15 protein-coding genes are annotated in these 22,815 nt (G+C 39.9%); 10 read left to right on the top strand and 5 right to left on the bottom strand.

Going from position 1 to position 22,815, the window contains the following annotated elements; translation table 11 throughout:
- Positions 1 to 177 precede the first annotated feature (177 nt).
- Positions 178 to 984: a hypothetical protein gene (locus tag OCU48_RS14935; protein ID WP_141344606.1), complete on the top strand. Its 807-nt coding sequence runs from the start codon at positions 178 to 180 to the stop codon at positions 982 to 984.
- A gap of 78 nt (positions 985 to 1,062) precedes the next feature.
- On the opposite strand, the gene OCU48_RS14930 is transcribed toward OCU48_RS14935, so the two are convergent.
- The 4 genes from OCU48_RS14930 to OCU48_RS14915 form a co-directional block, all read right to left on the bottom strand.
- Positions 1,063 to 2,634, bottom strand: a complete 1,572-nt coding sequence (locus OCU48_RS14930; RefSeq protein WP_141344605.1) for a polysaccharide lyase 6 family protein — start codon at positions 2,632 to 2,634, stop codon at positions 1,063 to 1,065.
- Between the two features lie 79 nt (positions 2,635 to 2,713).
- Complete coding sequence (locus OCU48_RS14925) at positions 2,714 to 4,489, bottom strand: sodium:solute symporter family protein (protein ID WP_141344604.1); 1,776 nt, start codon at positions 4,487 to 4,489, stop codon at positions 2,714 to 2,716.
- Positions 4,490 to 5,003: 514 nt separating this feature from the next.
- Positions 5,004 to 5,204: a hypothetical protein gene (locus OCU48_RS14920; RefSeq protein WP_141344603.1), complete on the bottom strand. Its 201-nt coding sequence runs from the start codon at positions 5,202 to 5,204 to the stop codon at positions 5,004 to 5,006.
- Positions 5,205 to 5,480: 276 nt separating this feature from the next.
- Positions 5,481 to 7,259 (bottom strand): sodium:solute symporter family transporter, encoded by a 1,779-nt coding sequence (locus tag OCU48_RS14915; protein ID WP_141344602.1) that lies wholly within the window; start codon positions 7,257 to 7,259, stop codon positions 5,481 to 5,483.
- Between the two features lie 2,515 nt (positions 7,260 to 9,774).
- Between OCU48_RS14915 and OCU48_RS14910 the strand changes: the two genes are divergently transcribed.
- The 9 genes from OCU48_RS14910 (at position 9,775) to OCU48_RS14870 (ending at position 21,986) form a co-directional block, all read left to right on the top strand.
- Positions 9,775 to 10,539, top strand: coding sequence for an oligogalacturonate-specific porin KdgM family protein (locus OCU48_RS14910; protein WP_141344601.1), 765 nt, complete (start codon positions 9,775 to 9,777; stop codon positions 10,537 to 10,539).
- Positions 10,540 to 10,618: 79 nt separating this feature from the next.
- Positions 10,619 to 12,385, top strand: coding sequence for a hypothetical protein (locus OCU48_RS14905; RefSeq protein ID WP_141344600.1), 1,767 nt, complete (start codon positions 10,619 to 10,621; stop codon positions 12,383 to 12,385).
- 1,295 nt (positions 12,386 to 13,680) lie between these two features.
- Positions 13,681 to 14,439: an oligogalacturonate-specific porin KdgM family protein gene (locus tag OCU48_RS14900; protein ID WP_141344599.1), complete on the top strand. Its 759-nt coding sequence runs from the start codon at positions 13,681 to 13,683 to the stop codon at positions 14,437 to 14,439.
- A gap of 94 nt (positions 14,440 to 14,533) precedes the next feature.
- Positions 14,534 to 15,988 (top strand): hypothetical protein, encoded by a 1,455-nt coding sequence (locus OCU48_RS14895; protein WP_141344598.1) that lies wholly within the window; start codon positions 14,534 to 14,536, stop codon positions 15,986 to 15,988.
- Between the two features lie 121 nt (positions 15,989 to 16,109).
- Positions 16,110 to 17,093 carry a polysaccharide lyase family 7 protein gene (locus OCU48_RS14890; RefSeq protein WP_141344597.1) on the top strand — a complete coding sequence of 328 codons (984 nt, stop codon included), beginning with the start codon at positions 16,110 to 16,112 and terminating at the stop codon, positions 17,091 to 17,093.
- A gap of 427 nt (positions 17,094 to 17,520) precedes the next feature.
- The gene (locus OCU48_RS14885; RefSeq protein ID WP_141344596.1) at positions 17,521 to 18,279 is read left to right on the top strand and encodes an oligogalacturonate-specific porin KdgM family protein; all 759 of its coding nucleotides are present in this window, start codon (positions 17,521 to 17,523) and stop codon (positions 18,277 to 18,279) included.
- A gap of 87 nt (positions 18,280 to 18,366) precedes the next feature.
- Complete coding sequence (locus OCU48_RS14880) at positions 18,367 to 19,599, top strand: right-handed parallel beta-helix repeat-containing protein (protein ID WP_141344595.1); 1,233 nt, start codon at positions 18,367 to 18,369, stop codon at positions 19,597 to 19,599.
- A gap of 495 nt (positions 19,600 to 20,094) precedes the next feature.
- Positions 20,095 to 20,853 carry an oligogalacturonate-specific porin KdgM family protein gene (locus tag OCU48_RS14875; protein ID WP_141344594.1) on the top strand — a complete coding sequence of 253 codons (759 nt, stop codon included), beginning with the start codon at positions 20,095 to 20,097 and terminating at the stop codon, positions 20,851 to 20,853.
- A 452-nt stretch (positions 20,854 to 21,305) separates the two neighbouring features.
- Entirely contained in the window at positions 21,306 to 21,986 is a 681-nt protein-coding gene (locus OCU48_RS14870; RefSeq protein ID WP_141344593.1) for an oligogalacturonate-specific porin KdgM family protein, read from the top strand.
- Between the two features lie 119 nt (positions 21,987 to 22,105).
- On the opposite strand, the gene OCU48_RS14865 is transcribed toward OCU48_RS14870, so the two are convergent.
- Positions 22,106 to 22,813 (bottom strand): 3'-5' exonuclease, encoded by a 708-nt coding sequence (locus OCU48_RS14865; protein ID WP_141344592.1) that lies wholly within the window; start codon positions 22,811 to 22,813, stop codon positions 22,106 to 22,108.
- Between the last annotated feature and the right edge of the window lie 2 nt (positions 22,814 to 22,815).

Raw genomic sequence — 22,815 nt, 5'->3', positions numbered from 1 at the left:
TTTTGTGATTGTTTAAGTCAATAAGCTCCTGCACCGAATCAGTGCTTACTGCACAAGAAAAATGCACAAACAATCACTGCATAGATATTAATAAGCAATAAAAACAATAAGTTATGAATTGGCACCATAGTTGCTTAGTTAAGAGTGATAAATGTCTTCATAAATAAGGATGTGATTATGGACATATCAAGCAACATGCTATTGATCAATCGCGCAGGACTTACTAACGCGATCTCTTCACCTTTTGAATCCCCTATCACGCAAGGAAAGTTAGCCATAAAATTTGTGTTTGATGCGATAGACGCTGTGCGACTTCATCGCTCATTTGTTTATGAAGAAATGACAGGCGAAGAGATAGACCACGAAGCATTTAGCGAAATCAAATCAACGTTGTTTTCCCTAAGCAACAAAGTCAGCAGCTACAGTTACCTAGGAAGTCGGCCTGAGCGACATATTTTGAGTATGCGTTTAGAAGCGCTAAGTCAAAATAGCGAAGAACAATCACTATCAAAGCAACTCGTCGTTCACGGGCAAACGATACGCCTGCTATTTTTTTGCTGCGATTGCGCAGTGCTAAGAAGCCTCAAGGGACAAGAGTTATCAATGACGCGCTACAACGAGCAATGGCAAACATTAATGGACACTGTAGATGCATTAACACAATATCGAATCTGCATCAGTTCAGTTGTTCAAAATGGGTTACGAAATCCGAAACTGTTAGTCGGACGAGCCAGTAATTTACTCAACAAAGCTAAACGTTTTCAAGATCAGGGGTTTAATAGCCAGTACACTCTCAATGAAGCCATTGCACGTCTATCAGATTCAATGCACGACCTGACTAAAGGCAACTCAATCTCTGCTCCGTTGCTTTATTTAGATACTAGCTTCATGTCATTTGAACTGATTAAGGTTTATAAACAAATCGTTAGAGATCAGCTAAATCGATGCAAAACCCAGCAAGAAAGTGCCAAAATGCCAGCATGACCATCAGTAAGTAATAAATACAAAAAAAGGCGAGCAATGCTCGCCTTTGTTTTACCTAGCCATCTACGTCGTTATATTTTATTGGATTACGTAGTCTGGTCCTGCAACGTCAGCTGTGATGACCTTCAATTTAGAAGCATCAACACCAACGTTTTCAGCTGACTCAAAGCCATTCACGTTAGTGGTTTTTGGTAATTCAGCTGAGTAATTTGACACCTGCTCTGCTTCTGTTACTTGGCCAACGTAGACTTCATCAGTGTAAGTTGCTCCATTCAACGGGAAGGCGGCAGTAGCACGAACTGCAACGAACTCAGGGTTAGAAGAGTTATCTACAAGGTTCTTGCTAAAGTGAACATCTACACCACCAAAAATATTTTCAACTTCTTTGTTGTCGAACAGGCTTACACGGTGAGTCTGGTTGCCATAGACAATGCCCCACTCTGTATCAACTAAAGTGTTGTTTTCTATTGTGATATTTTTCGGAGTCCACTGCTTGTTTAACTCTTTACCCTTAACAGCTTGATCTAGCTCCTCACCATTAGCTACATCAATGATCCCAGTATTGATAACAATACCGCCTCGAAGATCCGCATTGCCTTCAATGAGACCATCACGACCACGAGTACCGGCAATATAGTTGTTACGGATTACATGATCTTCATCATAAATACGCATGCCGCCAGTAAGACGCTTGCCATTACCTAAAATGACGTTGTCTTCCACCACGTTTGCTTTACCGTGACGAAGAGAAATCAATGCCGTGCTTTCAAAAATGGTGTTACCACCAATGATGTTGCCACCTGATTTAATAGAGATAAGTTCGCGCTCACCGTCCATATCAATCATTAGGTTCTCAACAAATTGGCTATTTGAAGGCCATTGTGATGCTTTTGAGTCACCTATACGAATCGCTTCCCAACTGTTGCCGTTATATCGGATCGCTTCTTTGATATCGAACTCATTAAATTGGTTAGGTTTTTGATCCAAGAAAATATTGTGCTTGATAATGTGGTTATCAGGCGTTTCATTTTTTTGAACACCGATCAAAGTGCCACGCTTTTGCTTGCCTTCGAAACGGTTATTAATTACCTGACCATCTTTACCCCATAAGGAAACCCAAAGGTACTTAGGGTACTCAGAACGACGCTCGTCGGGTTCATACGGATAATCATCGTTAAAGTAATAGAAAGTTGAATTCTTCAGCGTGATTCGATCACCCATCATACGCACACCACCAAAGCGCTCATTAGGGCCGCCTTCAGTGAATACTAAACCGTCCAATGTAATACCGTCGCCGTTCAGTTCAAATTGAACCAAACCAGTGATCCAGGCAGTACCTGCCTTTCTCGCTTTAATCGTTACGTTATTCGCTTCGATAGTCAGTTGACCAAGGTTACGATACTTGCCTGGTTCGATTTCAATCACGTCACCGTTTTTCGCGTTTAGGATCTTTTCGCGAAGTGCGTCAACCTCTCCTTTATAAGCCTCTTCCATAGACGCTTTCTCAATAACCGTTAAACGGTCACTTTCTAAAAGCATGCTGCGATTTACGTCCGCAACTGTCATAGGTTCTTCTGGCTGAGAGTTATTAAAAAGGCTACATCCAGACAAAGCTAACGTAGCAGCTAAGGCAATGGCAGTTTTCTTCATTTTATTGTCTCTTCTTTTAGGGATTACAAAGCAAAAAAAGCGGGCTGTTCTGCCCGCTTTAATTAATTATAAGCTTTTATTATTCAGCTGATTGTTCACGTAGTTCTTCTACTGTGTCATCAACTGCTTTAACAAGTAGTAGACCAACACTCATAACAATCGCACCACACAAGATGAAGATGAAACGTCCCCATAGTGGATTTGGTAGAGCAAACATTAGCATTACACCAACACCCGCTACTGCGATAAGTGAACCAAGCATACGACGCTGTTTGTTATCTAGTACTTTCTGTTCAGCAGACTCAGCAACTAGTGGTGTGTGTAGGTTCTCGAAGAACTTATCAACATCAGCTTGACGCTCAGCTGAAAGTGGCTTGTAGAACAGTGTTGTTAGGCAGAAGAAGCCTGCTGTAAACACTAGGTGTCCAATAAGACCAATAGCAACTTTAAGATCTGACCACTCACGACCTGTTAGAGGCTCTAGATTAAACCAGTTAGCAACCATATCTGCAGTGATAACAAAACCAACGTAGTAAGAAACGATAGCACCTACTACAAGCGTACCCCAACCTGCCCAGTCCGGAGTCTTCTTAATGAAGAAACCACAGAATGCTGGAATAGTCATTGGGAAACCGATTAGAGCACCAACGTACATCATTGTGTCGAATAAGCTTAGACCTTTTAGCGAGTTAATGAATAGCGCTACAAGGATAATTGCGATACCGAAGAACGTAGACGTAAGTTTAGATACAACTACTAGCTCTTTCTCAGTCGCGTTTGGACGACAGATTGGTTCGTAGAAGTTCTTAACAAAAATACCTGAGTTACGGTTTAGACCTGAATCCATTGAAGACATAGTCGCGGCAAACATAGCTGCGATAAGTAGACCCACCATACCTGCTGGCATGAAGGTTTCAACGAAGTATAGGTAAGCAAAGTCAGCTGCTTTAGAACCGGCTTCTGGGTAGATAGCCGCTAGGTCAACACCTTGGCCTGCGATGAACCAAGAAGGCATGAACCAGATAGCTGGACCAATAGTCATAAGAACACAAGCAAGAAGTGCTGCTTTTTTCGCGTTCTTTGAGTCTTTAGCCGCTAGGTAGCGGTAAGAGTTAAGCATGTTGTTCGTGATAGAGAACTGCTTCACAAAGATGAAGAATGCCCAAATACCGAAGATGCTTAGGTAGTTAAGGTTGTTACCCGAAACGAAAGATGCGCCTTCGTCTGTTGGGAAGTTAGCAATGATCTCACCAACACCGCCGCCTTGGATGATAGCAACAACAGCACACGTTACTGTAACCGCCATGATGATAACCATCTGCATAAAGTCAGATGCGATTACCGCCCAAGAACCACCGGTAACAGACATTACTAGTACAACAAGACCGGTAAGAATGATGGTCGTCGTCATGTCAAAGCCAAAGATGCCCGATGCAATAATTGCTAGACCGTTTAGCCAGATACCCGCAGAGATAACGCTGTTTGGCATACCAGACCAAGTAAATACTTGCTCGTTGAAGCTACCGAAACGCATACGAATCGCCTGGATTACCGTTACAACACGTAGTTGACGGAATTTAGGAGCGAAGTATAGGTAGTTCATTAGGTAACCGAATGCGTTCGCAAGGAAGATTACTGCAACAGCAAAACCATCCGCGTACGCTTTACCCGCTGCACCGGTAAATGTCCAAGCAGAGAACTGAGTCATGAAGGCAGTTGCACCTACCATCCACCAAAGCATGCTACCGCCGCCTCGGAAGTAATCACTTGTTGTGCTTGTAAACGTTCTGAACATCCATCCTATTGCAATTAAGAATAGGAAATAGACGCCAACAATAACTGTATTGAGATCCATCATTTAACCTTAGTAAGATTGATTTGTTGTGTAAGTCCAAAAATTCTAACTAGAAGCTAACGTAACTTGTACTACAATAAGTCTTTATTGTGACAAATACCCCGAGAATTCTTATTCGATAAATCATACAAGTGATCTAGATCTAACATTCCGTAACGATTGAATTATATCGATAAATAGCACTGAAACACCTTGTTACACACAGTAACCAACAGTTACCCCGTCAATTATGAGTCAAGTGTCACATTATTCATTCAATAAACTGTATTAGATACATTATTCATTTCTTTTAAAAACTTATTCATTATGACCAATGACGAGTTAATAGTATGACTAATGGTGCGAATTGTAAGGTGGGATTTCTAACTATAAGGGAATAATCTTACTAACAGTACTGAAAGTGCTTGGGGTTGATATAGGCTTTAGAGGAGGTTTTCTGAAGAATTGTACGCTAGCGAACCACTATACAACAGTTCGCTAAATAGCAATGTTCCAAACGTTTTACGCTACAAATTTAAATAGCCCCTTTTCGTTTATACATTGCTCTTAATTTCTCTGTTTGGATTGTTGAAGCTTTCTGCTTATGTTCTTGAGCCTGCTTTGCTCGTAATGCATCAAGTGTTTTGGACTTTTTATTTTCATAGCTAACGATGGTTGCGGTAATTGCTAATGAAAGAGTTCCAAAGATTCCTGCTGATAAAAGTGCGACGTTCATATTTTGACTTCCCTAATGATTGACTTATTCCACTCTACAGGTTGAATATCATTTAGAGACTAATGCAACTATATTTTCCATTTCATGAACAGTGACGCTAATAGTTGTTGCTACAAACACAAATGCCTACAAAGCCTTAAGATTAGCTTAAGCTGGACACTTAGACTTCATCTAAGGACATCAGGCATTCAGTAACACTATAGTTAAAAACGATTAAACAAAAAAATGCGAGCATCTCTGCTCGCATTTGTTGTTTGAAGTGTTTAAATCAATCGATTATTTAGCAACACTTTCTTCTAAGTTTTCTACCGAATCATCAACGGCTTTAACTAGCAGTAGACCAACACCACCAACGATAGCACCACACAGGATGAACACGCCGCGGCCCCACATTGGGTTAGGTAGGAATGCCATTAGCATTACACCAAGACCTGCTACTGCGATTAGTTTACCTAGCATTTCACGCTGTTTATTATCCAGTTTCTGTTGTGCAACAGACTCTGCTACTAGAGGCGTAGATAGGTTACCAAAGAACTTGTCTACGTCAGCTTGACGCTCTGCAGTTAGAGGCTTGTAGAACAGAGTAGAAGCGATGAAGAAACCACCTGTTAGTGTAATGTGACCGATAAGACCGATAGCAACCTTAACATCAGACCATTCACGCTTCGTTAGCTCTTCAAGACCAAATGCATGAGATACCATGTCTGCATTGATAACGAAACCAACAATATAAGATACGATTGCACCAACAATTAGCGTACCCCAACCAGCCCAGTCAGGAGTCTTCTTAATGAAGAAGCCTAGGAATGCAGGAATAGTCATTGGGAAGCCGATTAGAGCACCAACGTACATCATTGTATCGAACAAGCTCAGACCCTTAAGAGAGTTAATGAACTGTGCAATAAGAATGATTAAGATACCGAATACAGTAGATGTAATCTTAGATACTGTTACTAGTTCTTTTTCTGAAGCTTTACCTTTACGAACGATTGTTTCGTAGAAGTTCTTAACAAAAATACCTGAGTTACGGTTTAGGCCAGAGTCCATTGAAGACATGGTTGCTGCGAACATTGCCGCTACAAGTAGACCAACCATACCCGCTGGCATGTACTCTTGTACGAAGTATAGGTAAGCAAAGTCACCTGCTTTAGAACCTGCGTCTGGGTAAGCAGCTGATAGGTCAACGCCTTGACCAGCAATATACCAAGAAGGCATGAACCAGATGAATACACCACCTAGCATAAGTACACATGCTAGAAGTGCCGCTTTCTTAGCGTTCTTAGAATCTTTCGCCGCTAGGTAACGGTAAGAGTTAAGCATGTTGTTAGTAATAGAGAACTGCTTAACAAAGATGAAGAATGCCCAGATGCTGAAGATGCTTAGGTAGTTAAGGTTGTTACCCGCTACGAAAGAACCAGTGTCACCTACAGGGAAGTTATTGATGATTTCACCAACACCGCCACCTTGAACAACAGCAACTACAGCACAAGTAACCGTTACCGCCATGATGATAACCATCTGCATAAAGTCAGATGCGATTACCGCCCATGAGCCGCCCGTTACAGACATTGCAAGTACAACCAAACCTGTAATCCAGATGGTCATAGTCATGTCGAAGCCGAAGATACCAGATGCAATGATTGCTAGTGCGTTAAGCCAAACACCTGCAGATACAACACTGTTAGGCATTGAAGACCAAGTAAATACTTGCTCGTTCGCAGCACCAAAGCGCATGCGAATTGCTTCAATTACAGTTACAACGCGTAATTGGCGGAACTTAGGCGCGAAGTACGCAAAGTTCATGAAGTAGCCAAATGCGTTTGCTAGGAAGATGATTGCTACTGCAAAACCATCGTTGTAAGCCTTACCTGCCGCACCAGTAAATGTCCAAGCTGAGAACTGAGTCATAAACGCAGTTGCACCAACCATCCACCAAAGCATATTACCGCCGCCACGGAAGTAATCACTAGTAGTGCTTGTAAACGTTCTGAACATCCAACCTATCGCAATCAAGAATAGGAAGTAGATGCCAACAATTATAGTATTGAGATCCATTGCATTACCTTAAACTGTAAAAAATTATTTCAAATCCAGTTCAGTCTAAACAGTAACTTTCATCTTTTGTATTACAATACTTCATAAATGTGACCTATGACTCAAGACTAGCCCTAGATTAAATCATACAAGTGATCAAGACCCAAAAGAGCCATAAATCGCTACATAAAACACCATAAATGTAACAAAACAAGTCAAATGTCTTATTGCACGGGGGTTAGTATGAATATACCGAAAGGACCACCTTTACTTTAACGATAGTACAGCAATTAAAATCCGGCTTAATAATGTTATCGATGAAACATTTTAAAACAATTAATACTACTTAATTGAACCGCCATTTCATTGGAATCTTCAAGAAATCAATCGAAATCTCACTACTTTTCGGATAATAAAATTGATAGGACTAAGGTCATTTTAAACAAAATCGGCATTTTGGTGACAAGCTAAATGATCTTTTAATAGCGGCAATCCATAACGTTTTATGAAAATACTATCGAAATGCGTGAAAATTGAGAAAAAAGAGGCAAAAAAAACCCATAGGCAAGTGCATAGCCTATGGGTAAATCGGTGGTGTACCGAGCCTAAACACTAGAAGGGTATGCTTAGGCTATTATTAGTAGTTATGGAGCTTCACCATTAAAAGCCGGATCTTTACTCGAACCCACTTTCGCTAGTAATCGTTTATATAGTCAACGTTCAGTGAACCTTGCCTTTTGTAATCTAATTTATAGGGGCCGTGCCCTCTATTAAACGCTCGCTGAAAACACTCGTCATTACTTATCAAAACTTAAATAAGTTATCGACCGTCGTTCCTTGCGACCCATTAAGTATATTGTATTACAAATAAGAAAAGCAAGTTTAAATAGATGGTTTGAGCAATAAAATTTTGCATAAATCACTCTATGTCAATTATGCAACCCACAGAAAAACCAAATATAACAATAGGATACAAATAGTTACAGTTCGCTGTATATATTACATCATTGGAATTAAACGTCTCAATAATGCGATCGACTTCACACAACGTATCAGCTACATGCACCTTATTGTCGGACATAAAATTAAGATCGACGTAAAATAATTTATGGCACCGAGATAAATCCAGTAACTCAATACCGTTACCCTACTGCTACAGCCATCATTCTGCTTCTTTGGTTAAGAAGGTAGTGTCCTTAACCAATAACGTAAGTAAAAGATAAAGTATGACGCTACCCAATACTTCACCAAACCACTTGCCTATCCATTATCCTATTAGTAGTCAAAGAAACTTAGAAAGTAGATTCTCCAAAAGTCATCACAATGGAAAAAGTATCCTCATCTATACACAGAGCAGTTTTGCATTGCTTTTATTACACTAATAAAAAGAGAACTTGACCAAAGAGTAGATCTTTAGTGCTGCCAAGTTTGTCTTAACGAAACAGATACACCTAGTGTTCCACAGATCATTGGCGTTTGAACTCGTTTGCTCCACTACCATCATGATCAATCAGCCAGAACAGAACATTCTATTGAGCTATATAAGAGGACTGATTCTGAATTAGGTCTCCACATTGCTTTAACGTCCATAAGCCTTCCTCTAACCCAAGACTTGCAGCCGCCACCTAGCCAATACTTAAAAGTAACTTTCTAGCTTTTGCTAATAAACTTACATTACCTGTTAGCAACGCGAATGCTTGATTGAAAGATTATCAAGACTGTTAGGTTCCCTGCCCTCTGTATGTGAAATTAGATTTTATGATACTAATGACACTTTTGTTGGACTCAACATCGGCAGTTGCATCATCAATCAAGTCTACAAATCGTTACCGCGGAGTTCATAGGTCATCTAGGCCAACTTGACGACTTCATGTCATCTTAACTACCTAACTGTTTTGAATTCGGGTGGTGATAATTAGGAACCCTTACGTAAAAAAGTTCAAAAACGGACTAAATTACAATGAAGTACAATCGATCAGCTTTAATACTTATAGCAATCAACAGCGAATTAAATGTGTTAAACACCGAGTATTTCCGTTCAAAAACCCACCCTGACGCCCTCTTGTATTATTAAACTTGATGAATAACATCGGAATATATACAGCATTTGTATTGTTTATAGCCTGACCAATACAACGCAACACCATCAAAAAACCTTAATTAGACATCCCAACAGTCAACAGTTTTCGTATCAATTTCCACCTACAAACCTGTAAATCAGCATTACATTTAGAAATAAATGGATACAAAATATGGTTGAAATAAATTTTATAACTCCATTTTTTCTCAAGAAAAGACACTAAAAGCATAAATAAACGCAAAATTTAAGCTGATAATCGTGAAACAAACAAATCAAACGCACACTTTTTGGCCATTACTTGGTTAGATTTGAGATCTCGCCCAAACTTTTTTTTATGCATTACAAGTCTAAGCATCAAATTGTACATACGTCACAGTTTGTAACGAAGTGTTACCATAAACTATTTGTCATACATTAACTCAAATGCCGAAACAGGTATTAAAGGTAAAACTCCCAATGAAAAACAATAAAATTGCATTAGCTGTGGTAGCTACACTTTTTGCAGGCGCAGTAAACGCTGGTTCCCTTGATTACCGCACAGAATACAAACACGATGATGAAAAATGGGCTCACCGTGCAAAGATCGGTTCAAGCACAAAGTTATCTGACGAAGCAAAGCTTTACTTTAGCGTCGAGCAAAAGTGGCAAAGTGAGTCGAATGACGACGGTTCAGTAGATTTCTGGAACAACACCTCTCGCGGTGATTCAGAGTTTGATTGGGGCGTTCAATACAAAATTAATAATAATTGGTACATACAACCAGGTATGCCAATTACCTTTGCTGAAACAAAAACCACTTACAAACCTCAACTTCGCGTAGGTTATAAAGCAGATTTTGGTTTGACTACAGCGCTTCGTTACCGTCATGAGTTCCAAGACTACAACAGTGAAGGCGGCACATTCACCGATACTGACGGCAACAAAGTAGACCGTGCTGACAAAACAATTCAACAAGGTAAGTGGACTCTAACGGGTTCTTATAAGTTCTCTCAAGAGAGCTTAAAAAACTTAAAACTTAGCTACGAAGCTAACTACAACAAGAGTTACGAAAACGAACGTAAAGCAGACGGTAACGATTGGGAATGGGATCTAGGTATTAAGGTTGGTTACCAAGTCGATAACTTCCAACCTTACATGGAATTCTGGACAGTTGACCAAGGATCTTCAGCAGAAGACAACCGTCAGCTAAGAACACGTCTTGGCCTAAAATACGCATTCTAATAAGACCTAAATAAACACAATAAGAACGAGTAACAAGGAGTCACTCGTTCTATTACTAACGTGAAAAGAGAGTAGTTATATGGAAATTTCTAAATCAGCAATCGCAGTAGCGATATCAGCAACATTCTTGTTCGGTTGTGACTTTGATGTTGGAGAGGATAGTAGTGGTGGTGGTAGTGAACCAACAACTCCTACTTCAGAAGTAATTGGTCCACTATGGAACTTTGAAGACGCGTCAGGTGCTTCAACTCAGGCAATTGGCCTTCCAAATGTGTATGTCTTCGATGGTACAAACCTAAAGTATTATGACGATGACGCTACTCCTAACACCTACGAAATAAAACTGACTCCATATACAGACGATGCTGAAGCAGGTGAAATTACCTTCACGTACTACGATGAAGCAGGTACTGGTAGTGAAGTTTCAGGCACATATACTGTAGATAACGGCGTGTTCACTGTAGATACTGCTTCGGAAGGCGTTCTTATCGGTGCTGATGATACAAGTAATGCTGATATTAAAGCAGCCGTAGATGCCGCGAATGCTGATGCTGGTTTTAATAACTATGTGCAGATTATTGATACATCAGATACTGATACTGGTGAGCTAAGGCTAAAACTAGCGGATAATGATTTTGAACCTATTACCTCTGGAAAAGTAACCGTAGATCTTGTCTATCAAGAAGATGAAGATTCAATTGGAGATGCTAACAGCAAGAATGCTTATATCTCGTTGTATGCTTCAGGTACTTCTACTACAAACCTTCATGGTGAAATTGCTTTAGAAGCTGGAAAAATTAAATATCGTGACAACAATAAAGCATTAGTTGAAATTGTTGGTACTTATGAAGAGGGTGAAGATCTAAGCATCGAAGCTAATTGGGACGATGGCGTCTTTAACTTCAAAGTTAATGATGTAGAGCACTCTTACACTGCCAATGAAATTCCAGAAAACGCACCTGTAGAAATCGTTGCAATACGTCTTGGTGACAACGGAAGTACTAACAATTATGAAGTTCTTGCAGATAATCTAAAAGTGTATTCAAATGACAGTGGTTCAGAAGCTTTGATCTTTGAAGACAACTTCGATAGTTATAGCGTAGGTACCATACTTAATAGCAAACCATATAACAACAACAGTTCTGAAGCAGTTGTAGTTGGTAATACTCCAGAAGAGCCTGCAGACCCTGTTGATCCACCAGCACCAGGTGAAATCACTGATAATTTTGATTCATACACTATTGGTACTCAAATCGATGCCGCAAATAGTGACTATATTGTTAATCAAGTAGATGGTTCGACTAACAACATTGCATCAATCAGCGATGTAGTCGCGAAATCTGGTTCGAACTCATTATATCTGGAAGATAATAATGGTAACAACATAGACACAGGTACTAAACCTGTTGTTTCAAGATACTTTAAAGGTGGTGCCGCTAGTAGTGGTTCAGTGTCTACTTCTGTTTACATCCCAGCTGACGGGTATGTTAAATCTTCTTATTTGTTCTTAGGTACGTCTGAAAGTGCTTCTTCCAGCGCTAGATTCACTGAAATTGCTTTTGGTTCTTCAGAAGTTAAATTTAGGAACCAATCAGGCTCTCAAAAAGCATTAGCTAATTATGAACAAGATACTTGGGTTGATGTAACTGTTGCTTGGGTAGATACCGCGATTACTGTAACGATTAACGGTGAAGAGTTTACTTCATATGTAGACTCTGAGGTTGAGTACGATCTAGTAGCCGAAAATGATACAGGTGCGCCAACTTTGTTCGCAGTTTACAATGGTGATGGTAAAACAACCGGTACTTATACATATTTTGACGACCTAGATTCAGAATTATTCTAAATCATTGGCATAATCTAAAACCTAAGCCATAGCAATTAGCTATGGCTTTTTTATTACATAAGATAATTGAACTACCACTAACACTTTCACGTCGAGGTCAACATGACCCTACACGCTTTATAGCTCGTTAATGATGGCAACCCCTCGCTGTAAACTAACACCATCAGCTCCTAAATTTCAGCTTGGTCGGATAAAATAAATATCTACATCCACTCGAAACTTTAGCTATTTACAGACAATAAAAACTCGTGTTTCGTTTGAAGCCAATAGTTTTATACCTAAACAAAAATCCTACGCCCACAATTGCCATCTACCCGTTCAATAGTCTCTTTAAGAAACAAATAAACTTTACGAACTGTGCATCTTAGACAATGAGTGTGAAGGCTGCCCTCCTACATTGAAAAACAGAAACATTTAGCCTTTATTGATATTAAACATTCAGCTTTTATAAAACTACAAGCCGGTTTATCAGCCTACGTCGGTTTTTAAAGCCTAATAATCTAGTAACACTTGCTTACACCGCAAGGCTTGCATTGGAAGTAATTATTAATTCAGCATCTCTAATTACCTACGTAATAACACTTGAGTACTTAAACTATCCGCCAGAATTGAAAGTCTAAGCTCATGTATTAGGGTGTAGGCCGTGCTAACAGGGATCTACGCCATATCTAGCCTTCTTGCTCTCACTTAGAAAACCTTTCTCTATCTAGATATCTATACTTCACTGATTCTCAAACTGAACTCAGACCCCTGTACACTTAAATCTCATCAAGATCGATAATGGGGTATAGCCTATCAATATCCCTTAATTTGTATTACAAATAGCCGAGTTTTTTGTAAGTAAATGTTACGGTTAAATGCTATTTATTGCGAGTTTAAACAATAAACACATCAAAGCTATCGCCATAATGGTCTACCAAATTAAACAGTTAGGTTTGGTATAAAAAGACCTAAAGTAAGCGGTAAAATACTCCACTAGATGCACTAATAACACATTCATATGCTTTCCGCTTTCATTGAGCAGTCAATACCTCCAAGTATAGTGCCACCAATGGCATAACAACCCAATTAATCATATAAAACAGAAGATAAACCCTAATAAAAAAACATGAAGTCAGGCCGTTTTTTGGTCAGAAGCGTGAGTTTTTAGGAGATCTCGCTCTCATTTTTTTTTAGAAGTTGGATGTCTAAATAATAATCTGTACTTTCGTCACAGTTTCCAACGTTTCATTTCCATAAACTAATTGTCATACATTAAGTCAATTACAAAGACATCCCAAGGAAAGTGAAATTCCATGAAAAATAATAAAATCGCATTAGCAGTGGTCGCATCCCTATTCGCAGGCTCAGTTAGCGCAGGTTCTCTTAACTACCGTGCAGAATACAAACACGACGAAGAAACCTACGCTCAACGTATCAAAATCGGCGAATCTGTGAATATTGCAGATAAGACAAAACTTTACTTTAGCGTTGAACAAAAATTCCAAAGCAGCGATACAACAGACTTTTGGAACCAAATGACACGTGGTGATTCTGAGTTCGATTGGGGAATTCGTTACGATCTAAACAAACAGTGGTATTTCCAACCAGGCATGCCAATCACTTTTGGTAACGAGCGCACAACTTATAAACCACAACTACGTGTTGGTTACAGATCTAGCTTTGGTCTAACAACTGCACTTCGTTACCGCCATGAATTCAGAGAGTATTCAGATAGCGATAGCAACGGCAACCGTACTTTAGTTGATGGCACTAGTGTCGCGTCAGCAGGTAAAACCTTCCAAGAGGGTAAATGGACGCTGACAGGTTCATACCGTTTTTCACAAGCATCTTTGAAGAACCTTCGCCTAAGCTATGAAGCAAACTACATGCACAACTACGATGATGTTCGCCTTTACAACAACACCAACGAAAACTGGGATATTGGCGGCATCATTGGCTACCAGTTCGGCAACATCCGTCCATACATGGAATTTTGGAACGTTAAAGGCTCAGGCTCTACTTCAGACGACCGTCAGTTGAGAACTCGTGTAGGCGTTTCTTACTCGTTCTAAGTAATTATCAATTTATAGATACAGAAATGGCTAGACAGCGAAAAATGACATTTATTCCGTCTAGCCAAAGCAATGAATTAAAAGAGAGAAAAATATGAAAGTTTCTAAAACAGCAATCGCAGTAGCACTTTCAAGTGCATTTTTGTTTGGTTGTGACTTTGATGTAGGTAGTGAGAATAGCGCAACTGGTGGTGGCACTGGTGGTGGAGATACTGGTGGTGGTACTGGTGGTGGTGACGAGATCGTTCCTGGTGCTAACTACTTTGTACAGATTCAAGATAACTTTGTCCAAGGGTCAGGTCAATTACGTGTAAAACTATCTGAAAGCAAATCAGACACTGCAGTAGATAATATCCCTGAAGGCTTCTTGACTGTAGATTTGACTTACCAAGATGGTGTTCGTGAAGATGGGCGTCCAGAAACTGAAAATGCATACATTCAGATTCACACAGCCGATGCTAGTAACTCTGGACTTCGTGGTGAAGTAGTACTTGGTGGTGGTAAAGTTAAGTATCGTGATCCGGCATCTGGTTTGACTGACGCTGGTGGCACATACACTGAAGGTGAAGAACTGAAAGTTAAAGCCACTTGGACCACTGATTCCTTCAGTTTTACAATCAATGATCAAGAATACGGTCCTTTTGATGTTGCAAGCACTAACCCAGTAGAGAACATTACATTAAAAGTTGGTGACAATAGCGGAAAATCAAACCATGAAATGCTAGCTGACAACTTTAAGATTTATCAAGGCAACGAATCAGAAAATGAATTGATTTTCGAAGATGACTTTGATGCAGGCTATGGTAACGGTCATGATTTGAACGGTGTTCGTTATAACCGTGCTGAAGATGTAATGGTTATTAGTCTTGGTGGTGAAAACAATCCAGACGAAGATAACAACGACGGAGCAGTTGACATGCCAGCAGGCAAATATGTTGCCCTTCATGATGACAATGACGAGGTGAATGACGCTGGTGAACTTCGCTACTCTTTAGGAACAAGTGAGCGTATTCATGAGCAAGGCAAGGCATCTGTTTACATCAAGAACCCTTCTGATCAAAGTGCAGTATTTACAGTCTTCGGCGTTGATGATCAATTAAAAGACGTAGGACAAATCATATCTGTTCGCCTTAGGGAAGATGGCAGAGTCTATCACCGACCAGCAACATCAGACACGTGGACGGAAACAGGGACAACGATTAATGCTAGTGATTGGAATAAACTGAGCGTAGATTGGGATACTAATTCAGGTAATAATTACAATCTCTACGTTAATGGCAACTTGATCGGTGAATATGAGCGCAGAATAACACAAGCCAACGTTTCTACACGATACGTTGCGGTTCAAGTTGGTACAGGTAATTCGGATACAATCACCAATGGTCACACTATTGATCTTGATAACCTAGCTCTCTACTCAGATACGGCTGGCAAGACTGCGCTGCACATGGACGACTTCGAAGGTTTCGCGTTAGGAACAGACTTAGGTGCTGATCCAAGCACCACTGAATACGACAAGAGCGGATACAACGCGATTGTTCAAGAGTAAATCTTCAAACAATAACAGAACTACATGACCTCAAGCCATAGCATAAATGCTATGGCTTTTAGGGTTTAAACCAATTTTTCAATGTACAAATTGGACAAACTACAACTTGGCACATTCAAATATGAAAAAGAACATACTTGCTGTCAGTCTACTTTCTATATTGTTGGTTGGCTGTAACTCTGACTCAGGTGGAAGTAATTCACCGTCAACTCCATCAAACCCTGAAAATCCTAGTAATCCATCTACCCCACCAGATAGTACTGAACCAGGAGATGGTTGGAGCATTGAACAATGGAAAATCACAATTCCTGTTAGTGAGTCATATTATAAAGAGCACTTGGGTGTTAGCTCAGGTCTAAATAGTCGCGACAGTGCTGCGGAGTTACTTCCGAATAAATGCAGTGGCAAGGATATTTTTTCATTGGAGACGTCCCTACCCTATTTTTATGTTGCAGATAATAATGATGTTCATTTTATTGTAGATTTAGGTGACGCTGGGATAGCTACCACTACTAACACTAAGTATGCACGTTCTGAGTTAAGAGAACTCTATAACTATAACGCTTCTAGTGTCTGCTCTTCGTCAACTCAAAACTGGAAAGTGGAAGACAACTCAAACCATCAACTCCAAGCACAGTTGCAGATTGAAGATTACCCGAACATATCAGGTAACGATCCGAAAGTGATCGTTGGACAAGTCCATGGTTATAAAATCAAACAAGCCCTTATTAAATTACAGTGGGAAGGTGGAAATAAACCAATCAGGGCAATCTTGAACAATACCTTTCTGCCTGATGATCAATCTTGTAGCTATTGCAAATCATTCAGCGTAGACCTAGGCAAGGCAGATGCAAACACAAACTGGCGATACAATATAGAAGTGAACGAAGAAGGGATTGTATTAGAGGCTGCAGGAGTGAGCAAATCTTTTGCCTGGGGAGAAAAGATTGAAAATACAGGCTATGCACTAGATCCAAATTGGGCACATAGCTCCAATAGTTTTTACTTCAAAGCCGGCATATACCCGCAAATAGAGCCAAGCACATCTCTTTCAGGTCAAATCTTTGACGTAAGCTTCAGTGAGATAAAAATTACTCATCAATAGTGAGTAACTTTCACTATTAAAAAACACCTTTAAGCGGCCTTAGGCCGCTTTTCTTTTTGTTAATTAGCCTAGCCTGCTCAGTTGCCTACCTATTCCTCTAAAAAGCCATCCTCCTCGGAAATTCACATGCGTGAAATAGATCACGGTTCAAAAGTGTATGCTTCCATTTTAATTATCAATATTCATAAATAAAGAATGACATATTGCACACTTCCAGAGCCAACTCGGTCTATTAAAAACTTTCAGCACGGAAATTAAAACCGAGTTAAAACAGACGCTTAATGACCCGTGTAACAGCCTATTACAACAAAAAATATAAAACTGACCTTTGAAGTGATGCCGGTCACATGCAAGTTTTGACAACACCACTTAATCTATTTGTCATACATTAAGTCAAGATAAGCAACGCTAAGGAAAGTAAAATTACATGAAAAACAATAAAATCGCATTGGCAGTAGTAGCCTCTCTACTTGCAGGCTCAGTTAGCGCAGGTTCTCTTAACTACCGTGCAGAATACAAGCACGATGAGAAAACTTACGCACAACGTATCAAGATTGGCGATTCAGTTACTATTGCTGATAACACAAAACTTTACTTTGGCGTTGAACAAAAATTCAACAGTAGCGATGCAACTGATTTTTGGAATGAAATGACACGTGGTGATTCCGAGTTTGATTGGGGTATTCGCTACGATATAAACAAGCAATGGTACATTCAACCAGGTATGCCAGTTACCTTTGGTAATGAGCGCACAACTTATAAACCACAACTACGTGTTGGTTATAAATCGAGTTTTGGTCTAACTACCGCACTTCGTTATCGTCACGAATTTAGAGAATACTCTAGCAGCGACAGCAACGGTAACCGTACTTTAGTTGATGGCACTAGCGTTGCTTCTGCAGGTAAAACATTCCAAGAAGGCAAGTGGACGTTGACAGGATCGTACCGTTTTTCACAAGAATCCTTAAAGAACCTCCGTTTAAGCTATGAAGCAAACTATATGCACAACTACGATGATGTTCGCCTTTACAACAACACTAATGAAAACTGGGACCTAGGTGCAATCATCGGTTACCAATTTGGCGACATCCGCCCATACATGGAATTTTGGAATGTTAAGGGGGCCGGTTCTACAAGCGACGACCGTCAACTTAGAACTCGTATAGGTGTTGCATACTCGTTCTAATCAACAAACAAAATAATAATGGTTGCTTAGCGGAACACTAAAGCTTCACTCAGCTAAGTCATAACGAGAAATAAAAGAGAGAAAATTATGAAAGCTTCAAAAACTGCTATTGCGGTAGCTATTTCCAGTGCATTTTTGTTCGGCTGTGATTTTGATATTGGTGATGAAAATAATGAAATAACCCCACCACCAGAGGTAACGCCACCACCATCTGAAGTTTACTCTATTGAAAACGTTTACTGGGATATGGTCAGTGACACAACTGCTTTATCTTTAAGTGGAACGCAACCTTATCTTTTTGCTAACGATGAAGAAGGTACTCGTGCTCTTAGCATCTACACAGGTGATGTAGCTAATGGCTACACTTTCGAAAGCTCTTCATATTCTGCAGACGAAGAAGGCTCAGTATCCTTTGATGGTAATCAATGTACCTATACTGTAGCGAATAGCGAACTAGATATGTCTTGTACTAAAGATGGCGTTGCAACCACTTACTCTGCGACAGAGATTGAAGATGAAGACGTCATTACAGCTTTGGAAAATGCCACTGATGGGAAGCCGACAACAGTAGAAGAAGTAAACGCGGCAATCGCCTCAGCCCAAGACGGCGACATTATCGGTCTGTCAGCTAGTGGCACATTTAATACTGGTGTTATTGAATTAAATAAAGCAGTTACACTTGACGGAGCTGGTCTAGCAACAGTCATTGGTGATGCGTGTATCGATGTTACTGCTGCGGGAGCAGCAATCAAAGGTATTACATTTGCAAATACTAATCTAGCTGGCTGTTTCGGTAGAGAGTCTGCGGGGACTTCAGATAACGAAACTGGTGCAATAGTAATCGGAAAAATTGGTAAAGACTCTGACCCAGTAGTTCTCGAAAATCTTAAATTTGATGCAAACGATATTACTGAAGATGATCTAGGTACCAAAAAAGCTAGTTGGTTATTCTCACGTGGTTACTTTACTTTAGATGATAGTGAATTTGTCGGTTTGAGTGGTAGTTTCCAAAACAATGCCATTCGGATTAACTGTAGTAGTGACAACGGCCGATTTGGTTCAGCAATTACCAATAACACATTCACTATTAATGCCGGAGGTAGTGACGTAGGTGGAATTAAAGTCGGAGACTCAAGCAGCGCTATTATCAAACCAAGTGAAGACAATCTTACTTGTAATGTAACGATAGAAAGCAATACGTTTATTGGATACAAAACACTGCTTTCAGCAGAAAACACTTCTGACATCAGAAACACAGCAATATATGCACAACCAAGCGCCGTAAATACAGCATCTGGTAAAGAGAACATTCTAGAATAAAAGTTAAACTAACGCATAATTGGTAACCAATACATTTACTTCCAAAGCCATAGCTATTCGCTGTGGCTTTTTTCTTTTTATTTGCCCCCCCATTGATAAGAGACACCATTCATAACATCACACTACTGACAATGGGTAAGTTAGACTAGTTCAAGAACTACTGCACTAATGCTAGAAGGTTTGTTTAACAAGTAGAACCTGCTTTTCTTTTAACTAGATCACACCCTCCTATCATTTGTATTATAAAAATATATAACAGCACCGCCATCACCGCTCAATAGAACGTCGTACCGACTATTTTAGAAAAATAAAATGAACTTCTAGACGCCTTTAAAAACCTGAGTTGCAACTAGTTTCAGTGCATATTCAAACGCAAAAAAATTATAAATACGCTCTTCATAGAGATCCAGGTCACATCAGACATCACTGCAAATACTTAAGATACTTGTCATACATTACGACTTATTGCCAAACGTAAGCAAAGGTAAATAACCAATGAAAGCAATGAATAAAGTTACAATCGCACTACTTACTACTGTAGCAGCGGCATCTGTAAATGCGGGTTCTCTGGACTACCGTGGTGAGTACAAGCATGAAAGTGAAGAATTTGCACATCGTATAAAGATTGGTTCTTCAGTTAAGATTGCAGATCCCGCGAAGCTTTACTTTAGCGTTGAACAAAAGTTTAACAGCGAAGACAAGTCAGATTTCTTTAATCAAGTAGAGCGTGGTGACTCAGAGTTCGATTGGGGTGTAGCGTATACCCTAGATAAAAACTGGTATGTCCAGCCTGGTATGCCGATTACTTTTGGTGATAATAAAACGACCTACAAGCCTCAATTACGTGTCGGATACAAAGCGGACTTTGGTTTAACAACAGCCCTACGTTATCGTCATGAGTTTCAAACATTTACAGATAGTGCTTCCAACACAAGTTCATCTGACGGGGGTAGCATCGAAAGAGCAGGAAAAACTATCCAACAAGGTAAGATCACTCTAACGGGGTCTTACAAATTCTCAGATGAAGCTTGGAAAAACCTTCAGTTAAGCTATGAGGCTAACTACAACCACAACTACGATGACGTTCGTCTAGCTAACAATGAAAACTGGGATTGGGACCTTGGTTTTAAAGTGGGTTATAAAGTAGATAACTTCCGTCCTTATGTAGAGTTTTGGAACATCAAAGGTAAAGATGGCTCTAAAACAGACGACCGCCAACTTCGAACACGAGTTGGTATTACCTACAGCTTTTAAACCATAAGCCCAGTGTATTGATTAGGCGATAGTGCGTTTATCGCCTAATTTTTGATATCTATTGAAAGAAACCAACTCAATTACATAGACTTAATCTCTGTTCCCCTACTGCAACTACGGTGTACTTACTTAGTCACAGTACCTTCAGTTACAATTACTTGTGAGTTTGATCACCTTCCGTGCATATGTAATTTCATTTGTATTATTAATAAATATCAATCGCACAAGATATGCTGCACGTTTCTAACTTGCTCAGATTTTTTTATGGAACTAAATTGAAAATATTCAAAACCAACAATATCAGCCACTTATAGGCTGCAAATCATCAGGTAAAAAACCATAAAACCTAAAACTCACACTTAAAGTGACGAGCGTCACATGCATAAAACCTCCAACACCCTTAATATATTTGTCATACATTAACACCAACAAATGACTCATAAGGGTTATCCATGAAAGCTTTAAATAAAGTTACTCTTGCTCTACTTACTACTGTCGCGGCTACTTCAGTAAGCGCTGCTAATCTTAACATTCGTCACGAATACAAGAGCCATACTGAACAGCACTCTACCCGCGTTAAAATGGGTGATAGCATCGGTAACTTCTACTTTAGTGGTGAACTTAAATTTAAAGGCGCTGACGGCGACTTTATGCAAGACCTTCAAAACAACGGCTGGGAATTAGACCTAGGCTACCGTTACAAAATTGACGGCACTAACTGGACAATTCAACCAGGTATGCCAATCGAAGGCCGTTCAAGTGGTATGACATACAAGCCTCAACTACGTGCTACGTACGCTTTAGAAAGCGTTGACGGCCTTAGCTTAAGTGCTCGTTACCGTTACGATATCAAAACGTACAGCGACGGTACAAGTACTGAAAACCGTCACCGTATTACTGGTAACGTAAACTACTCTGTTGCAGATTGGAAATTTGGCTTCGAAGCTAACTACTACAACGCTGATGGTTACAACATCTACGACAACTCTGAAGAGAACTACGAGCTAAACCTAACAGCCGGCCGTGCGTTCGGTGACTGGTACCCATACGTAGAATTCGGCGATGTGAACACAAGTTCAACAAGCGCTACTCGTGAACTACGTAGCCGTGTAGGTCTAACTTACAGCTTCTAATATCAAACTCCCGAATTTGATTCAGCTAGATATCTAGTAACAAAAAAGCCAGCATAATGCTGGCTTTCTTCTTTCCTAAAATCAGGTCTATCTCTAGAATTTAGCGCTTTTTTAAAGCTCTAATTACCCAGTTTATACAGATAACCAAACTTTATATCATGATTCGGTTCAAGGCGTTTCGCCTGAGCCATCAGCAGTTCTGCCGTCGCTAATGCATCACTTAATGCATTGTGCCCATTATATTCTGGTAGATTATAACGAACCCGAGTACCTGATAGCGTGAGATCGACATCCTCAACATCATTGCGCGCTTTGGCCATTTTTTTCTCAAGACACAGTGTATCTAACCAAATCAATGGTAAATTCCACACATGATAGTTGCTATGCAGATACTGATTGATAAAGTTTGTCTCGATCACACAGCCATGAGCCACAATTACTTTGCCTAAAGCCGCATCGTAAAATGCTCGCATCGCATCGTGTATCGACACCCCTTCATCGAGCATTTGAGGTGTGATGTGGTTAATTATGGCGGTTTCAGGCTTTACCTGAGACTCTTGATTGATGTAAAAATGACACGCACTGGTCAAATCGATCTTTCTCTTAGATAACACCACCCACCCTATCGACAAGATGAGATCGTTCTCGCTGTCTAAGCCGGTGGTTTCAAGATCCAGAATAATGTAATCCAAATCATTGTGTAGTGTATCTACCTCAGGTGTTGGACTCTCTAACAGTCGCTTAAACAGCTTTGGCGTTGTCTTACTGTCTACCAGTGACTTTCTTTTTCGCTTGGTACTTTCCAGAGGATGAAAAAATTTAAACATAA

Source organism: Vibrio inusitatus, assembly GCA_024346935.1.
Lineage (GTDB): Bacteria > Pseudomonadota > Gammaproteobacteria > Enterobacterales > Vibrionaceae > Vibrio > Vibrio inusitatus.
The sequence above is the reverse complement of the archived record's forward strand: the minus strand, read 5'-3'. Positions and strand labels throughout refer to the sequence as shown.

What these genes read in the sequence shown, in the direction of transcription:
- OCU48_RS14935 (WP_141344606.1), top strand. Translation starts at nt 178, where the DNA reads ATGGACATATCAAGCAACATGCTATTGATCAATCGCGCAGGACTTACT.
- OCU48_RS14880 (WP_141344595.1), top strand. Translation starts at nt 18,367, where the DNA reads ATGAAAGCTTCAAAAACTGCTATTGCGGTAGCTATTTCCAGTGCATTT.
- OCU48_RS14910 (WP_141344601.1), top strand. Translation starts at nt 9,775, where the DNA reads ATGAAAAACAATAAAATTGCATTAGCTGTGGTAGCTACACTTTTTGCA.
- OCU48_RS14895 (WP_141344598.1), top strand. Translation starts at nt 14,534, where the DNA reads ATGAAAGTTTCTAAAACAGCAATCGCAGTAGCACTTTCAAGTGCATTT.
- OCU48_RS14870 (WP_141344593.1), top strand. Translation starts at nt 21,306, where the DNA reads ATGAAAGCTTTAAATAAAGTTACTCTTGCTCTACTTACTACTGTCGCG.
- OCU48_RS14900 (WP_141344599.1), top strand. Translation starts at nt 13,681, where the DNA reads ATGAAAAATAATAAAATCGCATTAGCAGTGGTCGCATCCCTATTCGCA.
- OCU48_RS14865 (WP_141344592.1), bottom strand. Translation starts at nt 22,813, where the DNA reads ATGTTTAAATTTTTTCATCCTCTGGAAAGTACCAAGCGAAAAAGAAAG.
- OCU48_RS14915 (WP_141344602.1), bottom strand. Translation starts at nt 7,259, where the DNA reads ATGGATCTCAATACTATAATTGTTGGCATCTACTTCCTATTCTTGATT.
- OCU48_RS14875 (WP_141344594.1), top strand. Translation starts at nt 20,095, where the DNA reads ATGAAAGCAATGAATAAAGTTACAATCGCACTACTTACTACTGTAGCA.
- OCU48_RS14920 (WP_141344603.1), bottom strand. Translation starts at nt 5,204, where the DNA reads ATGAACGTCGCACTTTTATCAGCAGGAATCTTTGGAACTCTTTCATTA.
- OCU48_RS14890 (WP_141344597.1), top strand. Translation starts at nt 16,110, where the DNA reads ATGAAAAAGAACATACTTGCTGTCAGTCTACTTTCTATATTGTTGGTT.
- OCU48_RS14930 (WP_141344605.1), bottom strand. Translation starts at nt 2,634, where the DNA reads ATGAAGAAAACTGCCATTGCCTTAGCTGCTACGTTAGCTTTGTCTGGA.
- OCU48_RS14885 (WP_141344596.1), top strand. Translation starts at nt 17,521, where the DNA reads ATGAAAAACAATAAAATCGCATTGGCAGTAGTAGCCTCTCTACTTGCA.
- OCU48_RS14905 (WP_141344600.1), top strand. Translation starts at nt 10,619, where the DNA reads ATGGAAATTTCTAAATCAGCAATCGCAGTAGCGATATCAGCAACATTC.
- OCU48_RS14925 (WP_141344604.1), bottom strand. Translation starts at nt 4,489, where the DNA reads ATGGATCTCAATACAGTTATTGTTGGCGTCTATTTCCTATTCTTAATT.